Below are 22,392 nucleotides of genomic sequence, written 5' to 3'. Positions count from 1 at the left end.
CCCCGTGAAATCAGTAGGACCGGGCGACGTATATCTTCTCGACCGCGGCGCGTCCCGTGAAAATACAGGCACCTGTCGCCGGCGTCGCGTCGATCGGGGTGTTGCGCATGGTCAGCTTGAGTGCCTTCAGCTTCTGCACCACCGCTTCCAGTTCATCCCCGGTCGGGCGAGCCCATTCGACCTCGACCCAGCCCGGATAGCGTTTGTCGTCGCCGAAAGCGGCGGCAAGCTCGTCGAAGCTGGCAGCCGACGAGATGTTGGCATCGCGGCGAGCCTTGGCCTCGGCGTGGAGCGAGGCCTGGATGTCCTCGATCTCGGTCGATGCGCGCGCGACGAAATCGTCCTTGGCCATGCCCACGAAGTTGGCCTTGGCAGCCTCGTTCCACAGGCGGTCGCGGCGCAGCATCGAGACCTGGCCGCCGGCGGCATCGCGCCCGCCGATCTCGAGGATCAGCGGCACGCCCTTCTTGACCCAGGCCCAGCGCTTCTGCGTGGCCTTGCCCGGACGCTTGTCGAGCAGCACGCGGACCGGCTCGCCCAGCGCGGACAGCCCGGCGAGCGCCTTGCGCAGGTCCTCACAGTAGGCGAGCAGCGCGTCGTCCTCGGGCGTTTCGCGCAGCATCGGGAGGATCACGATCTGCTGCGGCGCGACGCGCGGCGGCACGCGCAGGCCATCGTCGTCGCCGTGGACCATGATGAGGCCGCCGATCATGCGGGTCGAGGTGCCCCAGCTGGTCGTGTGCGCATATTGCTGCGCGCCTTCGCGGTCCTGATAGGTGATGCCCGCCGCATGCGCGAAGCCGGTGCCCAGGTAGTGCGAGGTGCCCGCCTGGAGCGCCTTGCCGTCCTGCATCATCGCCTCGATCGAATAGGTGGCCACCGCGCCGGGGAAGCGCTCGTTCTCGGGCTTTTCACCGGCGATCACCGGCATCGCCAGCTCGTCCTCGGCGAAGTCGCGGTACATCTCGAGCGCGCGCAGCGTCTCGGCCATGGCGTCGTCGCGGTCGGCGTGGGCGGTGTGGCCCTCCTGCCAGAGGAACTCGCTGGTACGCAGGAACATGCGCGTGCGCATTTCCCAGCGCACGACGTTGGCCCATTGGTTGACCATCAGCGGCAGGTCGCGCCACGACTGCACCCAGCGGGCCATGGCCTGGCCGATCACCGTCTCCGAGGTGGGACGCACGATGAGCGGCTCCTCCAGCTTGGCCTCGGGATCGGGCACGAGGCCGCCCTTGCCGTCGCCGATCAGGCGGTGGTGGGTGACGACCGCCATTTCCTTGGCGAAGCCCTCGACGTGCTCGGCTTCCTTGGCGAAGTAGGAGAGCGGGATGAACAGCGGGAAGTAGCAGTTCTGCACGCCCGCGGCCTTGATACGGTCGTCCATCAGGCGCTGGATGCGCTCCCACACGCCGTAGCCCCACGGCTTGATGACCATGCAGCCGCGGACGCCCGATTCCTCGGCCATCTCGGCTTCGGAAACGACTTCCTGGTACCACTGCGCGAAATCGTCCTCGCGCTTGGTGTTGAGGGCGTGGCGGATGGCGGGCGTCTTCTGATTCATGGCAGCGCTGTTAGCCGCACTTGGGCGCAGGTTCAAATGGAGGAATGCGTCGTCCCCGACTTGATCGCGTACCGCTGGCAAGCCCGTGTGAATTTCGTCGGGACGGCACGCTGCAGCGGGTTGACGCAATGGTACCCAGAGGTCCGCGGTAGATCCGAGGCGCTCAGATCAGCTCGGCGAGATCCTCGGGGAAAAACGGTTCGTCCAATGCGGCCAGCGCGGCGGGGTCGAACCAGCGCCAGCTGCGCATCACTTCGCGTTCGAGCGCGGTGTGGCCGCCGGTGTCGATCCCCTCGGGGTCGGCGCCCAGTGGCAGGCGCACGCGGAAATAGCGCTCGTCAGCGATGACCGGCACGCCTTCGATGGTAATGAATTCGGCGAGCTTGCGGGCGATCTGCGGCCCCGGCTCGGCGGAGAGCCCGGTTTCCTCAAGCAGTTCGCGCCTTGCCGCTTCCTCGTAGCTCTCGCCCGGATCGACCGCGCCGCCCGGCGTGCACCAGAATGGCGGACGGTCGGGCGGGTCGAAGCGGAACAGCAGCACCCGCCCGGCATCGTCGGTGAGCACGATGCGCGCGGCGGGACGCGGGATTCGCGCTGTCATGACGGCGATCCCGCGCTGCCTCTACTTGCCGAGCGCGTCGAGTCGCTTCTGGATTTCGGCCATCTGGTCGCGCAGCGCCGACAGGTCGCCTGGGTCGGATGCGGAAGGCGTTGCCGTGGGCGCCTTCGCCTCGGGCTTTTCGGCACCGGGCATGAACGCGGAGGACGCGGCGCGGAACATCGCCATGTTCTGTTCGGCGAGCTTGGCGAGCGGGTTGTTGCCCAGGCTGTCCTCGAACGCCTTGGCAAGCTTGGTCTGGTTGGCCCGGAAGTTCTCCATCGAGGCTTCCAGGTAATGCGGGATCAACGATTGCATCGAATTGCCATACATACTGATCAGTTCGCGCAGAAAATTCACCGGCAGCATCTGCTCGCCGTTGGATTCTTCTTCCATGATGATCTGGGTCAGGATCGTATGGGTTATGTCCGCGCCCGTCTTGGCGTCGAGGACCTTGTAGTCCACCCCTTCGCGCGTCATCTTGGAAAGGTGGTCGAGCGTGATGTAGCTCGATGACCGGGTATTGTAGAGCCGCCGGTTGGCGTACTTCTTGATGATCACGGTGTTGTCGTCGCCGGGCGCCGTCTCAGCCATTTCCTGTCCCCAATCCTGCTGATGGTTAAGTTACCATTCCGTATTATCGCATTGCAACACAATTTGCTGCGCAGCAAAAGAGGGAAACACCAGAAACTCCGCGATAATCCTCCGTTTTCAGCGTCGAAGTACCGTCCGGGCACAGTCGGTAGCTCATATTGGGAAAGACCTGCGGCGATGACACTTTCGAGTAACGCGTGGTCGGCGATGAGGTCGCACCGCCCCTCCCCCGCTGCATGTGCGAAGGCAGTGTCAGCCCCACTCGCCGGCGGAGCAAGGACAACTCAGTGTGAGGACAGCGCCTCGCAGGCCGCATTCCACGGCAGCAGGACTGCACCGTGGCGGGCCGGATAGTCCCGCGCCGCCGCGATGGCCGGGAGGCCCGGCCAGTCGGGAAGCGGACCGTCACCCGCGAGCCACGCTACGATGGCAGCGCGCGCGGCCTCGATCCGCAGCGCATCGCTTCCGATCCCCGCAGACGCGAAGATCGCCGCCGAGGCCTGGCCGATGGCGCAGGCCTGGCTGCGAACGCCGACGCGCTCTATCCTGCCGTCCACGCCGGTCGCCAGGGCGAGGGCGATGGTGCTTCCGCAGCTTTTCGAACGCGCCTCGCCGCGCAAGGGCATGTCGTCCGAAAGCGGATAGCGCGCCAGTTCGATCGCGAGGCCGAGCACATCGGGCGTGTAGAGCACGGCCGCCATGGCGTCAGTTCGCGCCCTGCACCGATTCGGCCGCCACGGCCTCGCGGCGACGCTCGGCAATCACCTGGACCAGCGCCTCGCTGCTGGCGTTGACGAAGGGATAGGTGCGTGCGCCGCGGATCCATTCGGGCCGGCCGCCTACACCCCAGATGGTATCGTAGCCCAGCACCAGCACCGAGAAGCCCAGCACGATGATGATGACGCCCTTGACCGCGCCGAAGCCGAACCCCAGCACGCGGTCGATTGGACCCAGCACCGAGGCCCGGCTCCTGGCTCCCGCCCATTTGGCAACGAGCTTCACCAGCGCGAAGGGAATGCCCAGGCACAGCGCGAAGGCCAGCACCGCAGCGCCAGAATCCGAGCCGATGTGCGGTTCGAGCCAGGCGGTGGCGGGCGCGTGGAGCATGCGGATCGCGAAGATCGCGAAGACCCACGCGGCCAGCGCAAGGATTTCCTGCACGAAGCCGCGCATGAAGCCGGTGATTGCACCCAGCCCGACGAAGAGCAGGACGGCGATGTCGAAGCCAGTCATAGACCAACCGGATTAGGCATCCGACAGGATGCGGTCAACGAGGTTGGGCAGCATTGCCAGCCCGCTGAACTTGAGCCCCTTCTCGGGCGGCGGTCCTCCGGACGGACCGAAGGCGGCATTGAAGCCCAGCTTGGCCGATTCGCGCTGGCGGATGGAGCCGTGGGCGACGGGGCGTATTTCTCCCGCAAGCGAGACTTCGCCGAACCAGACCGCGTCCTTGGCCAGCGGCTTGTCGCCCAGCGCCGAGACCAGCGCCGCCGCGACCGCGAGATCGGCGGCGGGATCGCTCAGCCGGTAGCCGCCCGCGACGTTGAGATAGACTTCGCAGGTCGAGAAGTTGAGCCCGCAGCGCGCCTCCAGCACCGCCAGCAGCATCGACATACGCCCCGAATCCCAGCCGACGACGGCGCGGCGCGGGGTCGCCCCGCTCTGCAGCCGGACGATCAGCGCCTGAATCTCGACCAGCACCGGCCGCGTGCCCTCCATCGCCGGGAACACCGCGCTGCCCGCCATCTCCTCCTCGCGTCCCGAAAGGAACAGCAGCGAGGGATTGCCGACTTCGGCGAGCCCTGCGCCTTCCATGGCGAAGACGCCGATCTCGTCCACCGGGCCGAAGCGGTTCTTCAGCGAGCGCAGGATACGGTACTGGTGGCTGCGCTCGCCCTCGAAGCTCATCACCACGTCGACCATGTGTTCGAGCACGCGCGGGCCGGCGATCGTGCCGTCCTTGGTGACGTGGCCGACAAGGACGAGGATGACGCCATTCTCCTTGGCGTAGCGGATCAGTTCGAACGCGCAGCCGCGCACCTGGCTGACGGTGCCGGGCGCCCCCTCGATCTGGTCGGAGTGCATGGTCTGGATCGAATCGATCACCAGCAGCGCCGGCGGGTCCATCATGCCGAGCGTCGTCAGGATATCGCGCACCGAAGTCGCCGCCGCGAGCTGGATCGGCGCTTTCGTGAGGCCCAGCCGGTCAGCACGCAGGCGCACCTGCCCCGCCGCTTCCTCGCCGCTGACATAGACCGACAGCCCACCCGTATTGGCGACGTGCGCGGAGACCTGCAGCAGCAGCGTCGACTTGCCGATGCCCGGGTCACCGCCCATCAGGATCGCCGAGCCGGGCACGAAGCCGCCGCCCAGCGCACGGTCGAACTCGGCGATGCCGCTGGGGCGCCGCCTGGGGATTTCGCCGGGCCTGTCGAGCGGGGTGAAGTGGATCGGCCGCCCGCCCGTGGACAGGTCGTGCTTGGCGGAGAACACCGTCTGCGGCACGTCCTCGGCGAGCGTGTTCCACTCCGCGCAATCGGGACACTGGCCCTGCCAGCGCGTGGAGACGCCCCCGCAGGCCTGGCAGACATATCGACGCTTGGGCTTTGCCATGGCCGATCGACTATAGGGAACGGAAGAAGAACGCAATTGCCTATCGCACGACATTGCCATTGTTTCATCCTTCCGCCAAACTACGGGGATGCAGCAAAAAGAACTGCGGATCTCGCTGGTCTGCTACGGGGGTGTCAGCCTGGCCGTGTACATGCACGGCGTCACCAAGGAGCTATGGAAGGCCCTGCAGGCAAGCCGGGCATTTTCCTCCGGCGAGGACGCGCCGGGCGGCACGCCAGCGGTCTACCTCGAGCTGCTGCGCCGGCTCGAAAGCGGCGGCAACTTGCGGCTGCGCATCCTGACGGACATCGTCGCGGGCGCCAGCGCGGGCGGCATCAACTCGATCTTCCTGGCGCAGGCGATCCATTCCGGGCAGTCGCTGGAGCCGCTGACCGACCTGTGGCTGGAGACCGCCGACGTCGATTCGCTGCTCGATCCCGAGGCGCGGCCCGGTTCGCGCGCGGCGAAGTTCTGGGCGAGCCCGATCGTCACCTACCTGCTCCACCGCCCCGGCAACGCGGTCAGTGCCACCGTCGCGCCCGAGACACGTGCCGAAGTCCGCGAAAAGCTGTCGCGCCTGATCCGTTCGCGCTGGTTCGAGCCGCCGTTCAGCGGCATCGGCTTTTCGCGCCTGCTCTACCGGGCGCTGACTTCGATGGCCGAGGCGCCGGCGGGCAAGCCGCTGCTGCCGCCCGAGCATCCGCTCGACCTGTTCGTGACGGCGACCGACTTCAAGGGGCACCTCGAGACGCTGCGCCTGCACTCGCCCGAACTGGTGCTGGAAAGCGAGCATCGCCTGACCTTCGGCTTCCACGCCGCCACCGCGCGCGAAAGCGGCAAGGCGCTGGCGGCGATCCCGGAACTGGTGCTCGCCGCACGGGCGTCGGCCAGCTTCCCGGGCGCGTTCCCGCCGCTCAGGATCGAGGAGATCGACCGGCTCGTCGAGGAACAGGGCGCAGCATGGCCGGCGCGCGATGCGTTTCTCGCGCGGGTCATGCCCGAGCATGCGCGACGCGGCGAACTCGATTCGGTATCGCTGATCGACGGCTCCGTGCTGGTCAACGCGCCCTTCGCCGACGCCATGGCGGTGCTGCGCGACCGGCCGGCGACGCGCGAGATCGACCGGCGCTTCGTCTACGTCGATCCCACGCCCGACCACCTCGGCGCCGAGATGCGGCGCGATCCGGGGCTGCCGGGGTTCTTTTCGGTGATTTTCGGCTCGCTTTCGTCGATCCCGCGCGAGCAGCCGATCCGCGATAACCTGGAGACCCTCGCCCGCCAGTCGCGCGAGATGGCGACGCTGCGCGAGATCGTCGTCGCCATGCGGCCGCAGATCGAGGAGGCAGTCGACAAGCTGTTCGGCCATACCCTGTTCCTCGACCGGCCCACGCCCAAGCGCCTCGCCGCATGGCGAGCCAAGGCCCAGGCGGCGGCGTTCGAGCAGGCGGGGTATGCCTACCACGGCTATGCGCAAGTCAAATTCAGCGGCCTCGTCGCGATGCTCTCGCGCATGGTGATGGAGGCGGCGCCGGAGCTGGACCTGCCCTCGCCCCAGCCGGTGCGCGCGCGGTTGATGGCGCATCTCGCGTCGAGCGGGATCGACCGGACCGAGGCGCTGCGCAACGGCAGTTCCCCGGCGATGATCGGGTTCTTCCGCGCCCACGACCTCGCCTTCCGCGTCCGCCGCCTGCGCCTTCTCGCGCGCCGGGTGACGCTGGAGTGGGAGGCCGAGGCCGGCGTCACGGAACAGGACCGCGACGCGGCGCGCACGGCGATCTACGCCGCGCTGGCGCTCTATATCGAACGCGAGCCACTGGTTGCGCTGGGCGAGGATTTTGCGGGACTGGCGCGGGGGTTCTTCGAGGACCCGCAGGCGGCGATCGCACATGTCGAGCACCAGCGCAGTCTCGCCGAAGCCGACGCCAAGGTCGACGAACTGCTCGCGACGGCTTTGGCGGCCATGCCGCAGGCGCTGCGGCGGCGGGTGCTGCTCGCCTACCTAGGCTTTCCGTTCTACGACACCGTCACCCTGCCCCTGCTGCGCGGGGAGGGGATGAACGAGTTCGACCCGGTGCTGGTCGACCGCATCTCGCCCGAGGACTGCCACGCGATCCGCCGGGGCGGCACCGACGGGACGCTGCGGGGCAACGAGTTCTACAACTTCGGCGCCTTCTTCAGCCGGGCCTACCGGGAGAACGACTACCTCTGGGGCCGCCTCCACGGTGCGGAACGGGTCATGGATATGATCGCCTCCACCCTCGGCCCCGAGCACGCGATGCCGGCGGCGGAACTGCTGGGGTTCAAGCGCCGGGCGTTTCTCGCGATCCTCGACGAGGAGCAGGACCGCCTGCGCGCCGATCCGGGGCTGGTCGCGCATATCCGCCGCGAGGTGCTGGGCTCGGAAGCGATGCCGGACATGATCCGGGATCGCTGGCGGGTGTGACGATGCGAGAGAGTTTCACCTCCCTGTTTGTCGCCCGCGCATAGGTGGGGTCGCGCCTTCTTGGGGCACGCGGACCGCCAACGAGAAAGCGGGATCCCGGCCTACGCGGGGATGACGGTGGGAGAGATGCGCGGATGATATGCGGCGGCACACAGGCCGTCGCATATCATCTCACGTCATTCCTTCAGCTCGTTCCAGGCGTCCTTCAACCGGTCGAAGAAGCCCTTGGAGCCCGGGCATTCGTCCCCGGTCTCGGTCGCCTGCAACTCGCGCAGCAGTACCTTCTGCCGCGCCGAGAGCTTGGTGGGCGTCTCCACCGAAATCTCGACGACGAGATCGCCGCGGCCACGGCCCTGCAGCACCGGCATGCCGGCGCCGCGCTTGCGCAGCTGCTTGCCCGACTGGATACCCACTGGGATTTCCACCGTGATCGGGTCTCCGTCGATGCCCGGGATCTCGATCGATCCGCCCAGCGCCGCCGTGGTGAAGGTGATCGGCACGCGGGTGAGCAGCATGGTGCCCTCGCGCTCGAACACCCGGTTCGGCTTCACGTGGAGGAAGATATAGAGGTCGCCCGGAGGCGCGCCGAACGGGCCGGCCTCGCCCTTGCCGGAAAGGCGGATGCGGGTGCCCGAATCGACGCCCGGCGGGATATCGACCTGCAGCGTCTGCGGCTTGTCGACCCGGCCCTCGCCGCCGCACGAGCGGCACGGCTTCTCGATCACCTCGCCGCGGCCATGGCAGGTCGGGCAGGTGCGCTCGACCACGAAGAAGCCCTGCTGCGCGCGCACCTTGCCGTGACCGGCGCACATGTTGCAGCCGCGCTTGGCGGTGCCCGGCTCGGCGCCGGTGCCCTTGCAGGGCTCGCAGCCCTGCGAGACTTCGATGGTGATCTCGGTGCTCTTGCCACGGAACGCCTCGTCGAGGCTGACTTCCATGTCGTAGCGCAGGTCCGCGCCCCGGCGCGCCTGCTGGCGTCCACCGCCGCCGAACGAACTGCCGAAGATCGATTCGAAGATGTCGCCGATATCGCCGAAGTCACCGCCCTGGCCGCCGCCACCGCCGCCCGCGCCCTGCTGGAAGGCGGCATGGCCATAACGGTCGTAGGCCGCGCGCTTCTGCGGGTCCTTGAGGCAGTCGTAGGCCTCGCTGATCTGCTTGAAGCGCGCTTCGGAATCGTCGCAGCCCGGGTTCTTGTCCGGGTGATAGCGCATGGCAAGGCGGCGATAGGACGACTTGATGACCTTGTCGTCGGCGCCGCGCTCGACCTCGAGCAGTTCGTAGTAGTCTATTTCAGTAGCTGACACGTGATTGTTCCCCGCCGGAATACTCTAACCGCCACCGGCACAGATTGCACCGGTGGCGGCCAGGGTTTTCATCAGGACTGGTCAGCCCTTGTTTTCGTCGACTTCCGAGAACTCGGCGTCGACCACGTCGTCGTCACCGGCCGGAGCCGCGTTCGGAGCAGCGGCCGAAGCCTGCTCCTTCTCGTAGATGGACTGGCCCATCTTCATCGCGACCTGGGTCAGTTCCTGGGCCTTGGCGTTGATCTCCGCGGCGTCGTCACCGCCAAGGGCGGTCTTGGTCGCGGCGATGGCGGCCTCGACTTCTGCCTTGAGGGCGTCGTCGATCTTGTCGCCGTTCTCGGCGATCTGCTGCTCGGTCGCGTGGACGAGGCTGTCGGCCTGGTTGCGGGCCTCGGCCGATTCGCGGCGCTTCTTGTCCTCTTCGGCGAACTTCTCGGCGTCACGGACCATCTGGTCGATGTCGCTGTCCGAAAGGCCGCCCGAGGCCTGGATGCGGATCTGCTGTTCCTTGCCGGTGCCCTTGTCCTTGGCGGACACGTTCACGAGGCCGTTGGCGTCGATGTCGAAGGTCACCTCGATCTGCGGGACACCCCGACGCGACGGCGGGATGCCGACGAGGTCGAACTGGCCGAGCAGCTTGTTGTCCTGCGCCATCTCGCGCTCGCCCTGGAACACGCGGATCGTCACCGCCTGCTGGTTGTCCTCGGCGGTCGAGTAGACCTGGCTCTTCTTGGTCGGGATCGTGGTGTTGCGGTCGATCATCTTGGTCATGATGCCGCCCAGCGTCTCGATGCCCAGTGACAGCGGGGTCACGTCGAGCAGCAGCACGTCCTTGACGTCGCCCTGGAGGACGCCGGCCTGGATCGCCGCGCCCATGGCGACGACTTCGTCAGGGTTCACGCCGGTGTGCGGTTCCTTGCCGAAGAATTCCTTCACGACTTCGCGCACCTTGGGCATGCGGGTCATGCCGCCCACGAGCACCACTTCGTCGATGTCCTTGGCCGAGAGGCCGGCATCGGCGATCGCCTTGCGGCAGGGCTCGAGCGTGCGCTGGATGAGGTCGGCGACCATGCGCTCCAGGTCGGAACGGGTGACCGTCTCGACGAGGTGCAGCGGGGTCGTCGCCCCGCCTTCCATGCGCGCGGTGATGAAGGGCAGGTTGATCTCGGTCGTCGCGGTGGACGACAGTTCGATCTTGGCCTTCTCGGCGGCTTCCTTCAGGCGCTGCAGAGCGAGCTTGTCGGTCCGCAGGTCCATGTTCTCCTTGGCCTTGAACTTGTCCGCCAGCCATTCGACCAGCTTGGAGTCGAAGTCCTCGCCGCCCAGGAAGGTGTCGCCGTTGGTCGACTTCACCTCGAAGACGCCGTCGCCGATCTCGAGGACCGAGACGTCGAAGGTGCCGCCGCCAAGGTCGTAGACGGCGATGGTCTTGCCGTCCTGCTTGTCGAGGCCGTAAGCCAGCGCCGCCGCGGTCGGCTCGTTGATGATGCGCAGCACTTCAAGGCCGGCGATCTGGCCGGCGTCCTTGGTCGCCTGGCGCTGCGCGTCGTTGAAGTAGGCAGGCACGGTGATGACGGCCTGGGTCACGGTCTCGCCGAGGTACGATTCGGCGGTTTCCTTCATCTTCTGCAGGATGAAGGCCGAGATCTGCGACGGGCTGTAGTCTTCGCCGCCGGCATTGACCCAGGCATCGCCGTTCTTGCCCTTGACGATGGTGTAAGGGACCAGCTCGGTGTCCTTCTTGGTCACCGGGTCGTCGAAGCGGCGGCCGATCAGGCGCTTCACCGCGAAAATCGTATTGTCGCCGTTGGTCACGGCCTGGCGCTTTGCGGGCTGCCCGATCAGGCGCTCACCATCACGGGTGAAGGCGACGATCGAGGGCGTGGTGCGCGCGCCTTCGGAATTCTCGATGACCTTGGGCTTGCCGCCGTCCATGACCGCGATGCAGCTGTTGGTCGTACCCAGATCGATACCAATTACTTTTGCCATTATCCCCATTCCTCACGTCAAGTGGTTGACACCGCACGGATCGCCTCCCTTCCACAAGGCAAGGCGGCTTGCACGGCTCGATGACGTTCCAAGTCGTCGAGCCGCGATATAGGGGTGGTTTTGCTTGGAACAAGACTGCGCGAATGGCATTACCCGAGCGATTTTTCCCCAAGCCGGCGCCTGCGCCGCCTGCCGGGGCATGAGAAGGAAATACCGACCGTGAAATTCGCCCGCCCGATCGCCCTCATCGCCTCCGCTGCCCTGATTGCGGGTCTCGCCGGCTGCGGCAAGGAGCCCGACAGCCCGACCGAATCGAACGAGGCCACCCTCTCCGGCCCCGACGCCAAGCCGGGCCTCGCGGCAAGCGACGGCAAGCTGGTGCTCCCGGTCATCGCCGGGCGGCCCGCCGCGGTGTACTTCACCGTGCGCAACGACGGGGCCGAGCCGGTGACGCTGGCCGGCGTCCACGTATCGGGCGCGGGCAAGGCGGAGATGCACGAAAGCAAGGGCGGTTCGATGGCGGCCGTCGCATCGCTGCCGATCGACCCCGGCGCCTCGGTCGTGTTCGCGCCGGGCGGCCTGCACGTCATGGTCTTCGAACTCGCGGACACCCTCAAGCCCGGCGGCAATGCGGAACTCACGCTGACATTCTCCGACGGCGACAAGCTTTCGATGCCGCTCCACGTCGAGGCGATGGGCGGCGCCGACGGCGGGCACGACATGGAAGGAATGCACCACTGACGGCCCCTGGCGGCGAGCGGGCGCTGACGGCGGGCGAGGTCGATCTCGTCCGCTCCGTCTTCGGAGATGCCATCGACTGCGGCCCCGTGCGTGTGCGGCGTCGGCGGTGGTTTCCCTTCCAGCCCGTCGGCACGGTGATGGCCCCTTGTGGCCACCTGCATTTTCACCCTCGCACGTCGCTCTATCGCGAGGATTTCTCGCTGGCGGATGCGGGGCTGCAGGGACTCTTCGTCCACGAGATGACGCATGTCTGGCAGACGCAGGAAAAGGGCCGCTGGTATCTGCCGCTCATGCGCCACCCGCTGTGCCGCTACGACTACGCCCTGAAGCCCGGCTGGACGCTCGAACGCTATGGTATCGAGCAGCAGGCCGAGATCGTGCGCCACATCTTCCTGCTGCGCTCGGGCATCCACGTGGCGGGCGCGCCGCCACTGCAGAGCTATCGCGGTATCGTGCCCTTCGCCGGGCAGGACCTGGCCTGAAAAGAGGAGAGGCGCGGGCGACATTTCGCCCACGCCTCTTTGCGACCCTCGGGGGGAGTGTCCTGCGTCAGGTCAGCAATCGCGATCCCAGTAGCGGTCGCCATTGCGGTCGTAGCGGTAGCAGCCCCGGTCGCCGTCCTTCTTGACCTGCGAGCCGGCCAGAGCACCGGCTGCGGCGCCGATCGCGGCGCCGGTCCCGACATCGCCGCCTGCAACCGCGCCGACGCCCGCACCCAGCGCAGCGCCGCCAAGGGCGCCTTCACCGCCGTAGTTGCTGGCGCAGCCCGCCATGCTGAACGCACCGGCTGCGAGAAGAGGGAGGATAAACTTGCGCATCGCTGTTCTCCGAAAAATCAGGGCCCAAATATATTGGCTATGCCCAAGTGAACGGAAGTGACCGCAAGAGGTTCCTCGGCAACAAAACGACATGTCCGGCCGGCCGCCCGGTTACCCCGGTAAAAGCGTACGCCGTAACGCAACTTGGGGCCGGCTTTCGCAAGCCCGCCCCAAGTCTTTGGCACTGCCGTTCTGCCCATTCAGGCCCGGATCACTCCGGCTTCTTGGCCACCGCAACCATGGCGGGCCGCAGCAGGCGGTCCTTGATCATGTAGCCGGCCTGGAGTTCCTGAAGAACGGTGCCGGGCTCGGCGTCGGTCGAGGGGATTTCCAGCATCGCCTGGTGCTGGTTGGGGTCGAGCGGCAGGCCCATGGCGGCAATGCGGCTGATGCCGTGGCTGGCGAAGACCTTGTCGATCTCGCGCCCGGTGGCTTCGATGCCGGCGACGAGGCTCTTGAGCTTCTCGTCCTCGCGCAGATCGGCGGGGATCGCCGAAAGCGCACGGGCGAGGTTGTCCGATACCGAGAGGATATCGCGCGCAAAGCCGGTCGCGGCATAGGCGCGGGTGTCGGCGACGTCCTTTTCGAGACGGCGGCGCACGTTCTGCGTCTCGGCGCGGGCGTAGAGCACTTCCTGCTTGGCCCCGGCGAGTTCCTCGCGCAGCTTCGCGATCTCGTCGTTCTCTCCGGCAGTGTCGAGGAAGTCCTCGGGAACGCCCTGGAGTTCCTCTGCCAGATTGGAATCCTTGGGGGCGTCCACGGTCTCGTTCTTCTTGTCGTCGGTCATTTCGTGTGTCTGTCCAGCTATCCGATGAGCTTGCCCAGGCTCTGGGCGGTGAAGTCCACCATGGGCACTACGCGCGCATAATTCAACCGCGTGGGGCCGATAACCCCCACCACGCCGACCACCCTGCCCTCGCGGTCGCGATAGGGCGAGGCGATCACCGAGGAGCCGGAAAGCGCGAAAAGACGGTTCTCCGAGCCGATGAATATCCGCGTCGCCTGCGCCTCGCGCGCGGTGTCGAGCAGGTCGGCGACCGACTGCTTGTTCTCGAGATCGTCGAGCAGCGAGCGGACGCGCTCGAGGTCCGTCAACGCCGCCTCGTCGAGCAGGTTGGCCTGCCCGCGCACGATCAGCACCGGGCGCGCCGCCGCGTCTTCGCTCCAGACGGCCAGCCCCCGTTCGACCAGGTCGCGGCTCGCCGAATCGAGCGCCGACTGGCCCGAGGCGATCTGCGCGCGCATCATTCGCGCGGCCTGCGCCAGCGTGCGCCCGCCCAGATGCGCGGAAATATAGTTCGAGGCTTCCTCCAGCGCGCCCGGCGGCAGGCTCAGGGGCAGCTCGACGATGCGGTTCTCCACCCCCCCGTCCTCGCCGACCAGCACCGCGAGCGCCCGGCCCGGCCCCAGCGGCACGAGTTGCAGGTGCATGAGCCGCGGCTCGCGCCGGGGCACCATGACCACGCCCGCGCCCGAGGAGAGGCTGGACAGCAGCGTGCTCGTCGCCTCCAGCGCCGCCTCGATCGGGCCTGGCGCGGAGATGCGGCTTTCGATGGCGATGCGCTCTTCCACCGTCGGTTCGGCCACCTGCATGATGCCGTCGACGAACAGCCGGAGGCCCGCCTCGGTGGGCAACCTTCCGGCGCTGGTGTGGGGCGCTGCCAGCAGCCCCAGCCCCTCGAGGTCCGCCAGTACCGACCGGATCGACGCCGACGACAGGTTCATGCCCCCCGGCCCGGCAAGCGCCTTCGACCCCACCGGAATGCCGGTGGCGAGATAGCCTTCCACCACGAGCCGGAAGATGTCGCGGGCGCGGGTGGTCAGTTCTGTGATCGGGGGCGTGGGCATCTCGCGACCAGCCTAGGCCTTATGCACTTGCGGCCTCAAGCCCAATGCGCTTAGGGCCCGTGCATAATTCGATTTGCACAATTCAAAGATGAGGATCTTTCATGCGCCCTTCAGGCCGTGCCGCAGACCAAATGCGCGCCATCGACATCCAGACCGGCTTCACCAAGCACGCCGAGGGTTCCGTCCTCATCTCGTTCGGCGACACGCGCGTGCTCGTCACCGCCTCGGTCGAGGAAAAGGTGCCGCCATTTCTGCGCGGCAAGGGCGAGGGCTGGGTGACGGCGGAATACTCGATGCTCCCGCGCGCCACGCACACCCGCGGCAGCCGTGAAGCGGCCAAGGGCAAGCAGTCGGGCCGCACGCAGGAAATCCAGCGCCTGATCGGCCGTTCGCTGCGTTCGGTGGTCGACATGAAGAAGCTGGGCGAACGCCAGATCGTGCTCGACTGCGACGTCATCCAGGCCGACGGCGGCACCCGCACCGCCTCGATCTCGGGCGCATGGGTCGCGCTGCGCCTCGCGGTCGACAAGCTGATGGCTGACGGCAAGATCAAGGAAGACCCGATCCAGGGCCGCGTTGCCGCCGTGTCCTGCGGCATCTGCGAAGGCACGCCGGTTCTCGATCTCGACTACATCGAGGACAGCGCCGCCGACGCCGACGCCAACTTCGTGCTGATCGAGGGCGGCAAGATCGCCGAGGCCCAGGCCACCGCCGAGGGCGCGACTTACGACGAGGAAGGCCTGCTGCGCCTCCTGCGCCTCGCCCGCATCGGCTGCGACGGCATCTTCGCCGCGCAGGCCAAGGCGGTCGGACGCTGATTTTCGTCTGATATCCCCGTCGCCCCCGCACAGGCGGGGGCCCCGCTTGCTTCTTTCGACGCCGGAGAAGAAAAGCGGGATCCCCGCCTGCGCGGGGATGACGAAAAAGGTGGCGTAGGGATTTACGAATGACCCGCAAGTTCGACGGCCAACGCCTCGTCATCGCCACCCACAACGCGGGCAAGCTGCGCGAGATTTCCGCGCTGCTCGCTCCTTACGGCGTCGAGTGCCTGTCCGCCGGCCAGCTCGGCCTGCCCGAGCCGGAGGAGACGGGCACCACCTTCGCCCAGAACGCCCTGCTCAAGGCCCACGCCGCCGCGAGGGCCGCGCAGCTCCCGGCGCTCGCCGACGACAGCGGGCTGTCGGTGACGGCGCTGGGCGGACGTCCCGGCGTCTACACCGCCGACTGGGCCGAGCGGCAATGGTTCGAGGGCGATCCCGGCCGCGACTGGTACATGGCGATGGGCAAGGTGGAAGGCCTGCTCAGCGAACAGGGCCCGGATGTCGACCGTTCGTGCTGGTTCTCCTGCACGCTCGCGATCGCCTGGCCCGAAGGGGACGAGGCGGTCTACGAAGGCCGCGTCGAAGGCACGTTCTCCTGGCCGCCGCGCGGGACGATGGGCTTTGGCTACGACCCCGTCTTCGTGCCGAACGGCCGCGACGTGACGTTCGCCCAGCTGCCCTCCGAGGAGAAGCAAGGCATGAGCCACCGCGCCGATGCCTTCGCGAAGCTGGTGGCCGATCAGTTCGGTGACGGCCTCTTACCCTGACGCTATCCGCACGCTATTGACTTCGCGGCCGAACCCGCGCCTGAGAACACCATGGCCCGCGCCCTCTACATCCACTGGCCGTTCTGCCTCGCCAAGTGCCCGTACTGCGACTTCAACAGCCATGTGCGCGACCGGGTCGATCATGCGGCCTGGCAGGCAGGCCTGCTCGCCGACATGCGCCACGAGCATGAACTGGCAGGCGGCGAACGGCTCGAATCGGTCTTCTTCGGCGGCGGCACACCCTCGCTGATGCCCCCTGCCCTCGTCGCCCGGCTGATCGAGGAAGCGGAAGCGCTCTGGGGCTTCGCGCCCGGGATCGAGATCACGCTGGAAGGCAACCCCTCCTCGGTAGAGGCGTCGAACTACGCCGCGCTGGCGAGCGTCGGCGTCAACCGCGTCTCGCTGGGCCTTCAGGCGCTCGACAACGAGACCCTGCGCTTCCTCGGCCGGCTCCACGACGCTTCCGAAGGCCTCGCAGCGCTGGACGTGGCGCAGGCGAACTTCGAACGCGTGAGCTTCGACCTGATCTACGCCCGCCCCGGACAGTCGCTGGACGGCTGGCGCGCGGAACTGGCGCGGGCGCTGTCGTTCGGCACCGGGCACCTCTCGCTCTACCAGCTGACCATCGAACCCGGCACACGCTTCGAGACCATGGTGCGCAAGGGCGACTTCGATCCGCTGGACGAGGACGCCTGCGCCGACATGTTCGCCCTCACCCGCGAGATGACCGCCGCCGCGGGTCTGCCCGCCTACGAAATCAGCAACCACGCCCGCCCCGGCGAGGAAAGCCGCCACAACCTCACCTACTGGCGCTACCACGACTATGCCGGGATCGGCCCCGGCGCCCACGGACGGCGCGGCGGGCTGGCGACGGTGCGCCACCGCAAGCCCGAAAACTGGCTCGCGGAGATCGAGCGCAGCGCGCACGGCGTGGCGGAGGAACGCGGCCTCGCCCTGCCCGAACAGGCCAGCGAGGCCATGCTGATGGGCCTGCGCCTGCGCGAGGGTGTCGACCTCGACGCCATGGCCGCGCGCTTCGGGCTTGCGCCAGAACTGCTGTGCGACCCGGCCAAGGCGCAATTCTACGAAAGCCAGGGGCTCATCCGCCGCGATGGCGCCTGGATCGGGGTGACCGACGCGGGGATGTGCCTGCTCGACGGGCTGCTCGGCGAACTGGTGCCCGGCCAATTGGTCGAAGGCTGATGGCGCAGAAGGCGGACCTGCTGGAGGCCTGGGGCGGCTATCTTGCACAGGACCGCAGGCGCAGCCCGCACACCGTCCGAGCCTATATCGCAACCGCTTCGCGGCTGCTCGATGCCTTGGGCGAAAGCGACTGGGCCTCGCTCGCAGCCGTAGAGGCGCCCGCCCTGCGCAGCTATCTCGCGGCGCGCCGGGAGAACGGCATCGGCAATATCTCGGCCGCGAGAGAGCTATCAGCGCTCAAGGCCTTCCTCGCCTTTGCGCGTGACAAGTCCGGCATGATCCAGGCGACGCCGCCCCGCCTCAAGGGCCCGCGCATCAAGAAAGGCCTACCGCGTCCGGTAACCCCGGATGAGGCGGTGAACCTTGCCGCCATGGTGGAGGAGGACGCGAGCCAGCCTTGGATCGGCGCACGCGACCGGGCGGTGCTGCTGCTGCTCTACGGCGCCGGGTTGCGCATCGCCGAGGCCCTTTCGCTGACCGGTGCGGCGCTGCCGTTGGGTGAGACGCTGCTGGTCACCGGCAAGGGCGGCAAGCAGCGCATGGTGCCGCTGCTGCCGATCGTGCGCTCCGGCATGGCTGACTATCTGGACAAAGCCCCCTGGCCCATCGAGCGCGACAAAGCGCTGTTCCGGGGAGCGAAAGGCGGGGCCTTGGCGCAGGGCATGGTGCAGAAGGCCGTCGCCCGGGCCCGCGTCATGCTCGGCCTGCCCGCGAGTGCCACGCCCCATGCACTGCGGCACAGCTTCGCCACGCATCTGCTTGGCGCGGGGGCGGACTTGCGTTCCCTGCAGGAACTGCTGGGTCATGCATCGCTGAGTTCCACACAGATCTACACCCGGGTCGATGCGGCGACCTTGCTGGATGTCTACCGCAATGCCCATCCTCGCGAGCGCGGCTGACCACCTCGAGGCCGTATCTATTCCTGCCTAGGCTTCCAGGTCGACACACGCCAAACGTAGAACACGATCGTCACCGCCGCGACAGCGACGGTCGCCCAGCCCAGCCACTGCTCGGCCTCGGCCAGGGTACGGCCCAGCCAGCGACCACCCAGGATCAGCAGCGCATTCCAGATCGCCGCACCCGCCGCCGTGAAGAACAGGAAGCGGAAGTGGCCCATGTGCGCGAGGCCCGCCGGGATCGAGATCACCGTGCGGAACATCGGCATGAAGCGCAGCACGAAGACCACCCAATGCCCGTGGCGGCGCAGAAACCGCCCCGCCACTTCCACATCGTGCCATTCGAGCGTGAGCCAGCGGCCCCAACGTTCGATGAACGGACGCAGCCGCTCGTAGCCCAGGCGGTCGGCGATCAGGAACAGGACGTAGTTACCCAGAGCCGCACCCAGCGTGCCCCAGAACAGCAGCGGCCAGAAATGCATGTCGCCGCGCGCCACCGCGATCCCGCCAAGCCCCATGATGAGTTCGGAAGGGATCGGCGGGATGATGTTCTCCAGCGCCATCAGGAACATGATGCCGAGGTAACCGCCCTGCCGGACGATCTCGTAGACCCACTCAGCCATGGACGGCACCGATCACATCGCCGCGTGGCGCGCCTCGATGGCGTCCCAGATCAGCGCGCCGGTATCGGTTCCGTTGAACCGGTCGATCGCCACGATGCCGGTGGGCGAAGTCACGTTGATTTCCGTCAGCCATTTCCCGCCAATCACGTCGATGCCCACGAAAACCAGCCCGCGCGCCTTCAGTTCCGGGCCGAGCGCCGCGCAGATTTCCTCTTCGGCCGAAGTGAGTTCGCTGGCCTCGGCCGAGCCGCCAACCGCGAGGTTCGACCGGAACTCGCCAGCGCCCGGCTTGCGGTTGATGGCGCCCGCGAAGACGCCGTCCACCAGGACGATGCGCTTGTCGCCTTCCGATACGTCGGGAAGGAAGGGCTGGACCATGAACGGCTCGACCCAGGCATTCTCGAACATCTCGATCAGCGCCCCGAGGTTGGAGCCGTCAGCGGGCACGCGAAAAACCGCCTTGCCGCCGTTGCCGTGGAGCGGCTTGATGACGATGTCACCGGGATGACGCTGGTTGAACGCCTTCACGTCCTCGATCCGGCGGGCAATGAAGGTCGGCGGCATGAACCGTGCATAATCGAGCACGAAGACCTTCTCGGGTGCGTTGCGCACCGAGGCGGGGTCGTTGACCACCAGCGTGCGACCGGCGAGGCGCTCGAGCAGATGCGTGGCGGTGATGTAGCCGAGGTCGAACGGCGGATCCTGCCGCATCAGCACCACGTCGATGTCCTCGCCAAGGTCGATCAGGCGGTACTCCCCGCGCGTGAAATGCGCGCCCTCGACGCGCTGCACGGTCACCGGCGCGCCCCAGCAGGTGAGCCGTCCGCCGGCACCGTGCGACGCATCGTAGGCCAGCGTGCGCACGTCATAGTGGAACAGCGTGTGCCCCCGTGCCTGCGCCGACAGCATGAGCGCGAACGAGGAATCGCCCCCGATCTTGACGGTTTCGAGCGGATCCATCTGGACGGCGACGCGTAGGGTCATGGCGATTGTCGGCCTCTGAGAAAGGGTTGTGCCGCGCGGCTTAGCCGCAACCGGTCCAAGGTGCGACTGGAATTGCGCGTTTCAAGCGCCATGACAACGATCGTCAATTCATTGGTTGCCAGGCATTCTCGATCCGGCGCGGCCACACGCCGGGCGCGATCAGCACGACGTCGATGCGCACATCGTCGCCGGGTTTCTGGTAGCGCGCCGCCAGCAAGCCTGCCGCATCGGCGACGCGCCGCAGGCGGTAGGCGTCGATCGCCATGTCGAGCTCCTTTGCCGTGCGCCGCCACTTCACTTCGACGAAACAGACGAGGCGCCCCCGCCGCGCGACGATATCGACTTCACCCCGCCGCGTCTTCACCCGTCTGGCGAGCACGCGCCAGCCGGTGAGCCACAGGTAGAGCGCCGCCAGCGTCTCGCCGCGCCGCCCCTGCTTCTCCGCTCTGGCCCGGCGCTCGCTCATTTCAGTTCCATGGCCCGTGCGTAGAGCGTCTTGCGGTCGAGCCCGGTCGCCTTTGCCACCATCCCTGCCGCCTGCGAGGCCTTGGCATCGACGAGTGCCGCGCGCAGCAGCGCATCGACGTCGACTTCGCCCATGGGCTCGTCACCCGGCGGCGCGATCAACAGGACGATCTCGCCCTTGGGCGGATGAGCGGCGTAGTGGACGGCCAGTTCGCCCGGCGGCCCGCTGCGACATTCCTCGAACTTCTTGGTCAGTTCGCGCGCCACCGCGACCTCGCGCCCCGGCAGCACCTCGCCGATCGCCGCCAGCGAGGCATCGAGGCGCGGCGCGGTTTCGTAGAACACCAGCGTCGCGGGTACTGTCGCGAGGCGCGCCAGCGTATCCTCGCGGGCCTTGGCCTTGTTAGGCAGGAATCCGGCGAACAGGAACCGGTCGTTGGGCAGGCCCGAAAGCGTCATCGCCAGTACCGCGGCGTTGGCTCCCGGCAAGCTGGTGACGGCAATACCCCGCTCCCTTGCCGTGCGGACGAGGCGATAGCCCGGGTCGGAGATCAGCGGCGTGCCCGCATCGCTGACGAGCGCGACCGGCTCGGCCTCCATGAGGGCGAGGAGGCGTTCGCGGTCGCCCTCCCCGGCGTGGTCGTCGTATCGGATCATCCGCTGCTTTATCCCCAGATGATGCAGCAGCTTGCCGGTGACGCGGGTGTCCTCGCAGGCCACCGCCGCCACGCCTTTCAGGGTTTCCACGGCACGCAGGGTTATGTCGCCCAGGTTGCCAATGGGGGTTGCGACTATGTACAGGCCCGGCGAAAGAGTGTTTTCCATCACCTGACTCATGGCCATAGACCAAGGGAGCGGCAAGCAATGTTCGACAAGAGCCTGAATCGGCGGATAAATCGGCGTAATCTTCTCGCCGCAGCCGCGATGGCCGTGCTCGCCGGCTGCGCGGTCGTGCCCAAGGCGCCGATCACCGCTCCGGCCCCTGCGCCGAAACCGGCCCCGCCCCCCAGCGACATCCCGGTCGACACCGAACGGCACCGGGTTGCGCTTCTGGTGCCCATCACCGGCGCCAATGCAGGCGTCGGCCAGGCGATCGCCAATGCCGCGAACATGGCCTTGCTCGACACGGCCGCCAAGAACCTGCGCGTCACGACCTACGACACCTCGACCGACCCGGCCGCAGCCGCCCGCCGCGCCATCGCCGACGGCAACCAGCTGATTCTCGGCCCCCTGCTGGCCGACGACATCCCGGCGATCTCCGGAATCGCCAAGGCTTCGAAGATCCCGGTCATCTCGTTCTCGAACGACGAGCAGGCGGCCAGCCGCGATGTCTTCATCATGGGCAACCTGCCCGGCCAGTCGGTCACGCGCACCGTGCAATATGCACGCGCCCAAGGTGTCTCCAGCTTTGCCGCGCTTGTCCCGCGCGGCGACTACGGCGACCGCACCAGCGGCGCACTGCTGAGCGCCGTGCGCGCCGGCGGCGGCTCGGTCATCGCCCTGGAACCTTACGACCGCAGCGCCGCCTCGATCGCCGCCGCCGCCCAGCGGATCAAGGCGAAGGGCGGCTTCGGAGCCCTGCTCATCGCCGACAGCGGCAGCCTCTCGGCCCGTGCCGCCACGGCGTTCAAGGGTCCCAGGGGAACCACCGGCGGCGTACGCCTGCTCGGCACCGAACTGTGGAGCGGGGAGCGCGAACTGGCGACCACCCCGGCCCTGGCGGGCGCCTGGTTCGCCACCGTGTCCGACCAGCGCTTCGGCCAGTTTTCCAAGAGCTACCGTGCCCGCTTCGGCGGCCAGCCTTTCCGCATCGCGACGCTGGGCTACGACGCCGTCCTGCTGACCCTACGCGTCGCCCGAGACTGGAAACCCGGCACCCGTTTCCCCGCGGATTCCCTACGTGACGCCAAGGCCTTCCCGGGCGGCTTCCTCGGTGTCGACGGGGCTTTCCGCTTTACCCGGGGCGGCCTCGTCGAGCGCGCGCTGGAAGTGCGCGAGGTGCAGGCCGGCACGGTGAAGGTCATCAGTCCAGCGCCGGTCAAGTTCGGGGAGTGATCGACGCTCGTCCCGGACCGCGTCCGGGCCGACGGTCCTCTTTGGCCGATGTTCTCTTTTTATTCG

At 67.6% G+C, this 22,392-nt stretch carries 23 protein-coding genes; 8 read left to right on the top strand and 15 right to left on the bottom strand.

The annotated features are described in order from the left end of the window. Positions 1–10: 10 nt before the first annotated feature. The 6 genes from proS to radA form a co-directional block, all read right to left on the bottom strand. Entirely contained in the window at positions 11–1,561 is a 1,551-nt protein-coding gene (gene proS, locus AC07M9_RS07500; protein ID WP_494882638.1) for a proline--tRNA ligase, read from the bottom strand. Between the two features lie 163 nt (positions 1,562–1,724). Continuing rightward, positions 1,725–2,162, bottom strand: coding sequence for an NUDIX hydrolase (locus tag AC07M9_RS07495; RefSeq protein WP_494882637.1), 438 nt, complete (start codon positions 2,160–2,162; stop codon positions 1,725–1,727). A 21-nt stretch (positions 2,163–2,183) separates the two neighbouring features. After that, positions 2,184–2,753 (bottom strand): polyhydroxyalkanoate synthesis repressor PhaR, encoded by a 570-nt coding sequence (phaR, locus tag AC07M9_RS07490; protein ID WP_494882635.1) that lies wholly within the window; start codon positions 2,751–2,753, stop codon positions 2,184–2,186. A 284-nt stretch (positions 2,754–3,037) separates the two neighbouring features. Further along, positions 3,038–3,454: an iron-sulfur cluster assembly scaffold protein gene (locus AC07M9_RS07485; protein WP_494882633.1), complete on the bottom strand. Its 417-nt coding sequence runs from the start codon at positions 3,452–3,454 to the stop codon at positions 3,038–3,040. A gap of 4 nt (positions 3,455–3,458) precedes the next feature. After that, on the bottom strand, positions 3,459–3,986 hold the full coding sequence (locus tag AC07M9_RS07480; RefSeq protein ID WP_494882631.1) for a CvpA family protein: 528 nt from the start codon (positions 3,984–3,986) through the stop codon (positions 3,459–3,461). Between the two features lie 12 nt (positions 3,987–3,998). After that, positions 3,999–5,366 (bottom strand): DNA repair protein RadA, encoded by a 1,368-nt coding sequence (gene radA / locus AC07M9_RS07475; protein WP_494882629.1) that lies wholly within the window; start codon positions 5,364–5,366, stop codon positions 3,999–4,001. 88 nt (positions 5,367–5,454) lie between these two features. Here radA and AC07M9_RS07470 point away from each other — a divergent pair, with 88 nt between their 5' ends. After that, positions 5,455–7,809 (top strand): patatin-like protein, encoded by a 2,355-nt coding sequence (locus AC07M9_RS07470; RefSeq protein ID WP_494882627.1) that lies wholly within the window; start codon positions 5,455–5,457, stop codon positions 7,807–7,809. 176 nt (positions 7,810–7,985) lie between these two features. Here the strand turns inward: AC07M9_RS07470 and dnaJ are convergent, their stop codons facing one another. Together dnaJ and dnaK are read right to left on the bottom strand one after the other, a co-directional pair. Continuing rightward, complete coding sequence (dnaJ, locus tag AC07M9_RS07465) at positions 7,986–9,116, bottom strand: molecular chaperone DnaJ (RefSeq protein WP_494882625.1); 1,131 nt, start codon at positions 9,114–9,116, stop codon at positions 7,986–7,988. A gap of 81 nt (positions 9,117–9,197) precedes the next feature. Further along, positions 9,198–11,105, bottom strand: a complete 1,908-nt coding sequence (gene dnaK / locus AC07M9_RS07460; protein WP_494882623.1) for a molecular chaperone DnaK — start codon at positions 11,103–11,105, stop codon at positions 9,198–9,200. Between the two features lie 219 nt (positions 11,106–11,324). Between dnaK and AC07M9_RS07455 the strand changes: the two genes are divergently transcribed. Continuing rightward, positions 11,325–11,846 carry a copper chaperone PCu(A)C gene (locus AC07M9_RS07455; RefSeq protein WP_494882621.1) on the top strand — a complete coding sequence of 174 codons (522 nt, stop codon included), beginning with the start codon at positions 11,325–11,327 and terminating at the stop codon, positions 11,844–11,846. Next, positions 11,843–12,328, top strand: a complete 486-nt coding sequence (locus AC07M9_RS07450) for a vgr related protein (protein WP_494883902.1) — start codon at positions 11,843–11,845, stop codon at positions 12,326–12,328. The genes AC07M9_RS07455 and AC07M9_RS07450 overlap by 4 nt, the downstream gene beginning before the upstream one ends. A 72-nt stretch (positions 12,329–12,400) precedes the next feature. On the opposite strand, the gene AC07M9_RS07445 is transcribed toward AC07M9_RS07450, so the two are convergent. From AC07M9_RS07445 to hrcA, 3 genes are all read right to left on the bottom strand, one after another. Continuing rightward, positions 12,401–12,664 carry a YMGG-like glycine zipper-containing protein gene (locus AC07M9_RS07445; protein WP_494882619.1) on the bottom strand — a complete coding sequence of 88 codons (264 nt, stop codon included), beginning with the start codon at positions 12,662–12,664 and terminating at the stop codon, positions 12,401–12,403. Positions 12,665–12,875: 211 nt separating this feature from the next. Continuing rightward, the gene (gene grpE, locus AC07M9_RS07440) at positions 12,876–13,451 is read right to left on the bottom strand and encodes a nucleotide exchange factor GrpE (RefSeq protein ID WP_494882617.1); all 576 of its coding nucleotides are present in this window, start codon (positions 13,449–13,451) and stop codon (positions 12,876–12,878) included. Between the two features lie 17 nt (positions 13,452–13,468). Beyond that, entirely contained in the window at positions 13,469–14,512 is a 1,044-nt protein-coding gene (gene hrcA / locus AC07M9_RS07435) for a heat-inducible transcriptional repressor HrcA (RefSeq protein ID WP_494882615.1), read from the bottom strand. A gap of 101 nt (positions 14,513–14,613) precedes the next feature. Between hrcA and rph the strand changes: the two genes are divergently transcribed. The 4 genes from rph to AC07M9_RS07415 all read left to right on the top strand — a co-directional run bounded on the left by rph (position 14,614) and on the right by AC07M9_RS07415 (position 18,202). After that, positions 14,614–15,330, top strand: coding sequence for a ribonuclease PH (rph, locus tag AC07M9_RS07430; RefSeq protein WP_494882613.1), 717 nt, complete (start codon positions 14,614–14,616; stop codon positions 15,328–15,330). A 128-nt stretch (positions 15,331–15,458) separates the two neighbouring features. Then, positions 15,459–16,100, top strand: a complete 642-nt coding sequence (gene rdgB, locus AC07M9_RS07425; protein ID WP_494882611.1) for an RdgB/HAM1 family non-canonical purine NTP pyrophosphatase — start codon at positions 15,459–15,461, stop codon at positions 16,098–16,100. 51 nt (positions 16,101–16,151) lie between these two features. Next, positions 16,152–17,303 (top strand): radical SAM family heme chaperone HemW, encoded by a 1,152-nt coding sequence (hemW, locus tag AC07M9_RS07420; RefSeq protein WP_494882609.1) that lies wholly within the window; start codon positions 16,152–16,154, stop codon positions 17,301–17,303. Next, positions 17,303–18,202 (top strand): tyrosine recombinase XerC, encoded by a 900-nt coding sequence (locus AC07M9_RS07415; RefSeq protein WP_494882607.1) that lies wholly within the window; start codon positions 17,303–17,305, stop codon positions 18,200–18,202. Before hemW ends, AC07M9_RS07415 begins: the two co-directional genes overlap by 1 nt. A gap of 17 nt (positions 18,203–18,219) precedes the next feature. Here AC07M9_RS07415 and AC07M9_RS07410 read toward each other — a convergent pair whose 3' ends face one another. The 4 genes from AC07M9_RS07410 to rsmI form a co-directional block, all read right to left on the bottom strand. Beyond that, complete coding sequence (locus tag AC07M9_RS07410; RefSeq protein ID WP_494882606.1) at positions 18,220–18,822, bottom strand: DedA family protein; 603 nt, start codon at positions 18,820–18,822, stop codon at positions 18,220–18,222. A gap of 12 nt (positions 18,823–18,834) precedes the next feature. Beyond that, complete coding sequence (gene gshB / locus AC07M9_RS07405; protein WP_494882604.1) at positions 18,835–19,806, bottom strand: glutathione synthase; 972 nt, start codon at positions 19,804–19,806, stop codon at positions 18,835–18,837. A gap of 103 nt (positions 19,807–19,909) precedes the next feature. After that, positions 19,910–20,272: a YraN family protein gene (locus AC07M9_RS07400; protein ID WP_494882603.1), complete on the bottom strand. Its 363-nt coding sequence runs from the start codon at positions 20,270–20,272 to the stop codon at positions 19,910–19,912. Next, positions 20,269–21,096, bottom strand: coding sequence for a 16S rRNA (cytidine(1402)-2'-O)-methyltransferase (gene rsmI / locus AC07M9_RS07395; protein WP_494882602.1), 828 nt, complete (start codon positions 21,094–21,096; stop codon positions 20,269–20,271). Before rsmI ends, AC07M9_RS07400 begins: the two co-directional genes overlap by 4 nt. Before the next feature lie 39 nt (positions 21,097–21,135). Here rsmI and AC07M9_RS07390 point away from each other — a divergent pair, with 39 nt between their 5' ends. Further along, entirely contained in the window at positions 21,136–22,326 is a 1,191-nt protein-coding gene (locus AC07M9_RS07390; RefSeq protein ID WP_494882600.1) for a penicillin-binding protein activator, read from the top strand. The last annotated feature ends 66 nt before the right edge of the window (positions 22,327–22,392 follow it).

This window comes from Novosphingobium sp. GW821-FHT09E05 (assembly GCF_059416165.1).
The sequence above is the reverse complement of the archived record's forward strand: the minus strand, read 5'-3'. Positions and strand labels throughout refer to the sequence as shown.

Bases quoted from the DNA above. Each gene is read 5' to 3' on its own strand.
- proS (WP_494882638.1), bottom strand. From the start codon at position 1,561: ATGAATCAGAAGACGCCCGCCATCCGCCACGCCCTCAACACCAAGCGC.
- AC07M9_RS07495 (WP_494882637.1), bottom strand. From the start codon at position 2,162: ATGACAGCGCGAATCCCGCGTCCCGCCGCGCGCATCGTGCTCACCGAC.
- phaR (WP_494882635.1), bottom strand. From the start codon at position 2,753: ATGGCTGAGACGGCGCCCGGCGACGACAACACCGTGATCATCAAGAAG.
- AC07M9_RS07485 (WP_494882633.1), bottom strand. From the start codon at position 3,454: ATGGCGGCCGTGCTCTACACGCCCGATGTGCTCGGCCTCGCGATCGAA.
- AC07M9_RS07480 (WP_494882631.1), bottom strand. From the start codon at position 3,986: ATGACTGGCTTCGACATCGCCGTCCTGCTCTTCGTCGGGCTGGGTGCA.
- radA (WP_494882629.1), bottom strand. From the start codon at position 5,366: ATGGCAAAGCCCAAGCGTCGATATGTCTGCCAGGCCTGCGGGGGCGTC.
- AC07M9_RS07470 (WP_494882627.1), top strand. From the start codon at position 5,455: ATGCAGCAAAAAGAACTGCGGATCTCGCTGGTCTGCTACGGGGGTGTC.
- dnaK (WP_494882623.1), bottom strand. From the start codon at position 11,105: ATGGCAAAAGTAATTGGTATCGATCTGGGTACGACCAACAGCTGCATC.
- AC07M9_RS07445 (WP_494882619.1), bottom strand. From the start codon at position 12,664: ATGCGCAAGTTTATCCTCCCTCTTCTCGCAGCCGGTGCGTTCAGCATG.
- grpE (WP_494882617.1), bottom strand. From the start codon at position 13,451: ATGACCGACGACAAGAAGAACGAGACCGTGGACGCCCCCAAGGATTCC.
- hrcA (WP_494882615.1), bottom strand. From the start codon at position 14,512: ATGCCCACGCCCCCGATCACAGAACTGACCACCCGCGCCCGCGACATC.
- rph (WP_494882613.1), top strand. From the start codon at position 14,614: ATGCGCCCTTCAGGCCGTGCCGCAGACCAAATGCGCGCCATCGACATC.
- rdgB (WP_494882611.1), top strand. From the start codon at position 15,459: ATGACCCGCAAGTTCGACGGCCAACGCCTCGTCATCGCCACCCACAAC.
- hemW (WP_494882609.1), top strand. From the start codon at position 16,152: ATGGCCCGCGCCCTCTACATCCACTGGCCGTTCTGCCTCGCCAAGTGC.
- AC07M9_RS07415 (WP_494882607.1), top strand. From the start codon at position 17,303: ATGGCGCAGAAGGCGGACCTGCTGGAGGCCTGGGGCGGCTATCTTGCA.
- AC07M9_RS07410 (WP_494882606.1), bottom strand. From the start codon at position 18,822: ATGGCTGAGTGGGTCTACGAGATCGTCCGGCAGGGCGGTTACCTCGGC.
- gshB (WP_494882604.1), bottom strand. From the start codon at position 19,806: ATGACCCTACGCGTCGCCGTCCAGATGGATCCGCTCGAAACCGTCAAG.
- AC07M9_RS07400 (WP_494882603.1), bottom strand. From the start codon at position 20,272: ATGAGCGAGCGCCGGGCCAGAGCGGAGAAGCAGGGGCGGCGCGGCGAG.
- rsmI (WP_494882602.1), bottom strand. From the start codon at position 21,096: ATGGAAAACACTCTTTCGCCGGGCCTGTACATAGTCGCAACCCCCATT.
- AC07M9_RS07390 (WP_494882600.1), top strand. From the start codon at position 21,136: ATGTTCGACAAGAGCCTGAATCGGCGGATAAATCGGCGTAATCTTCTC.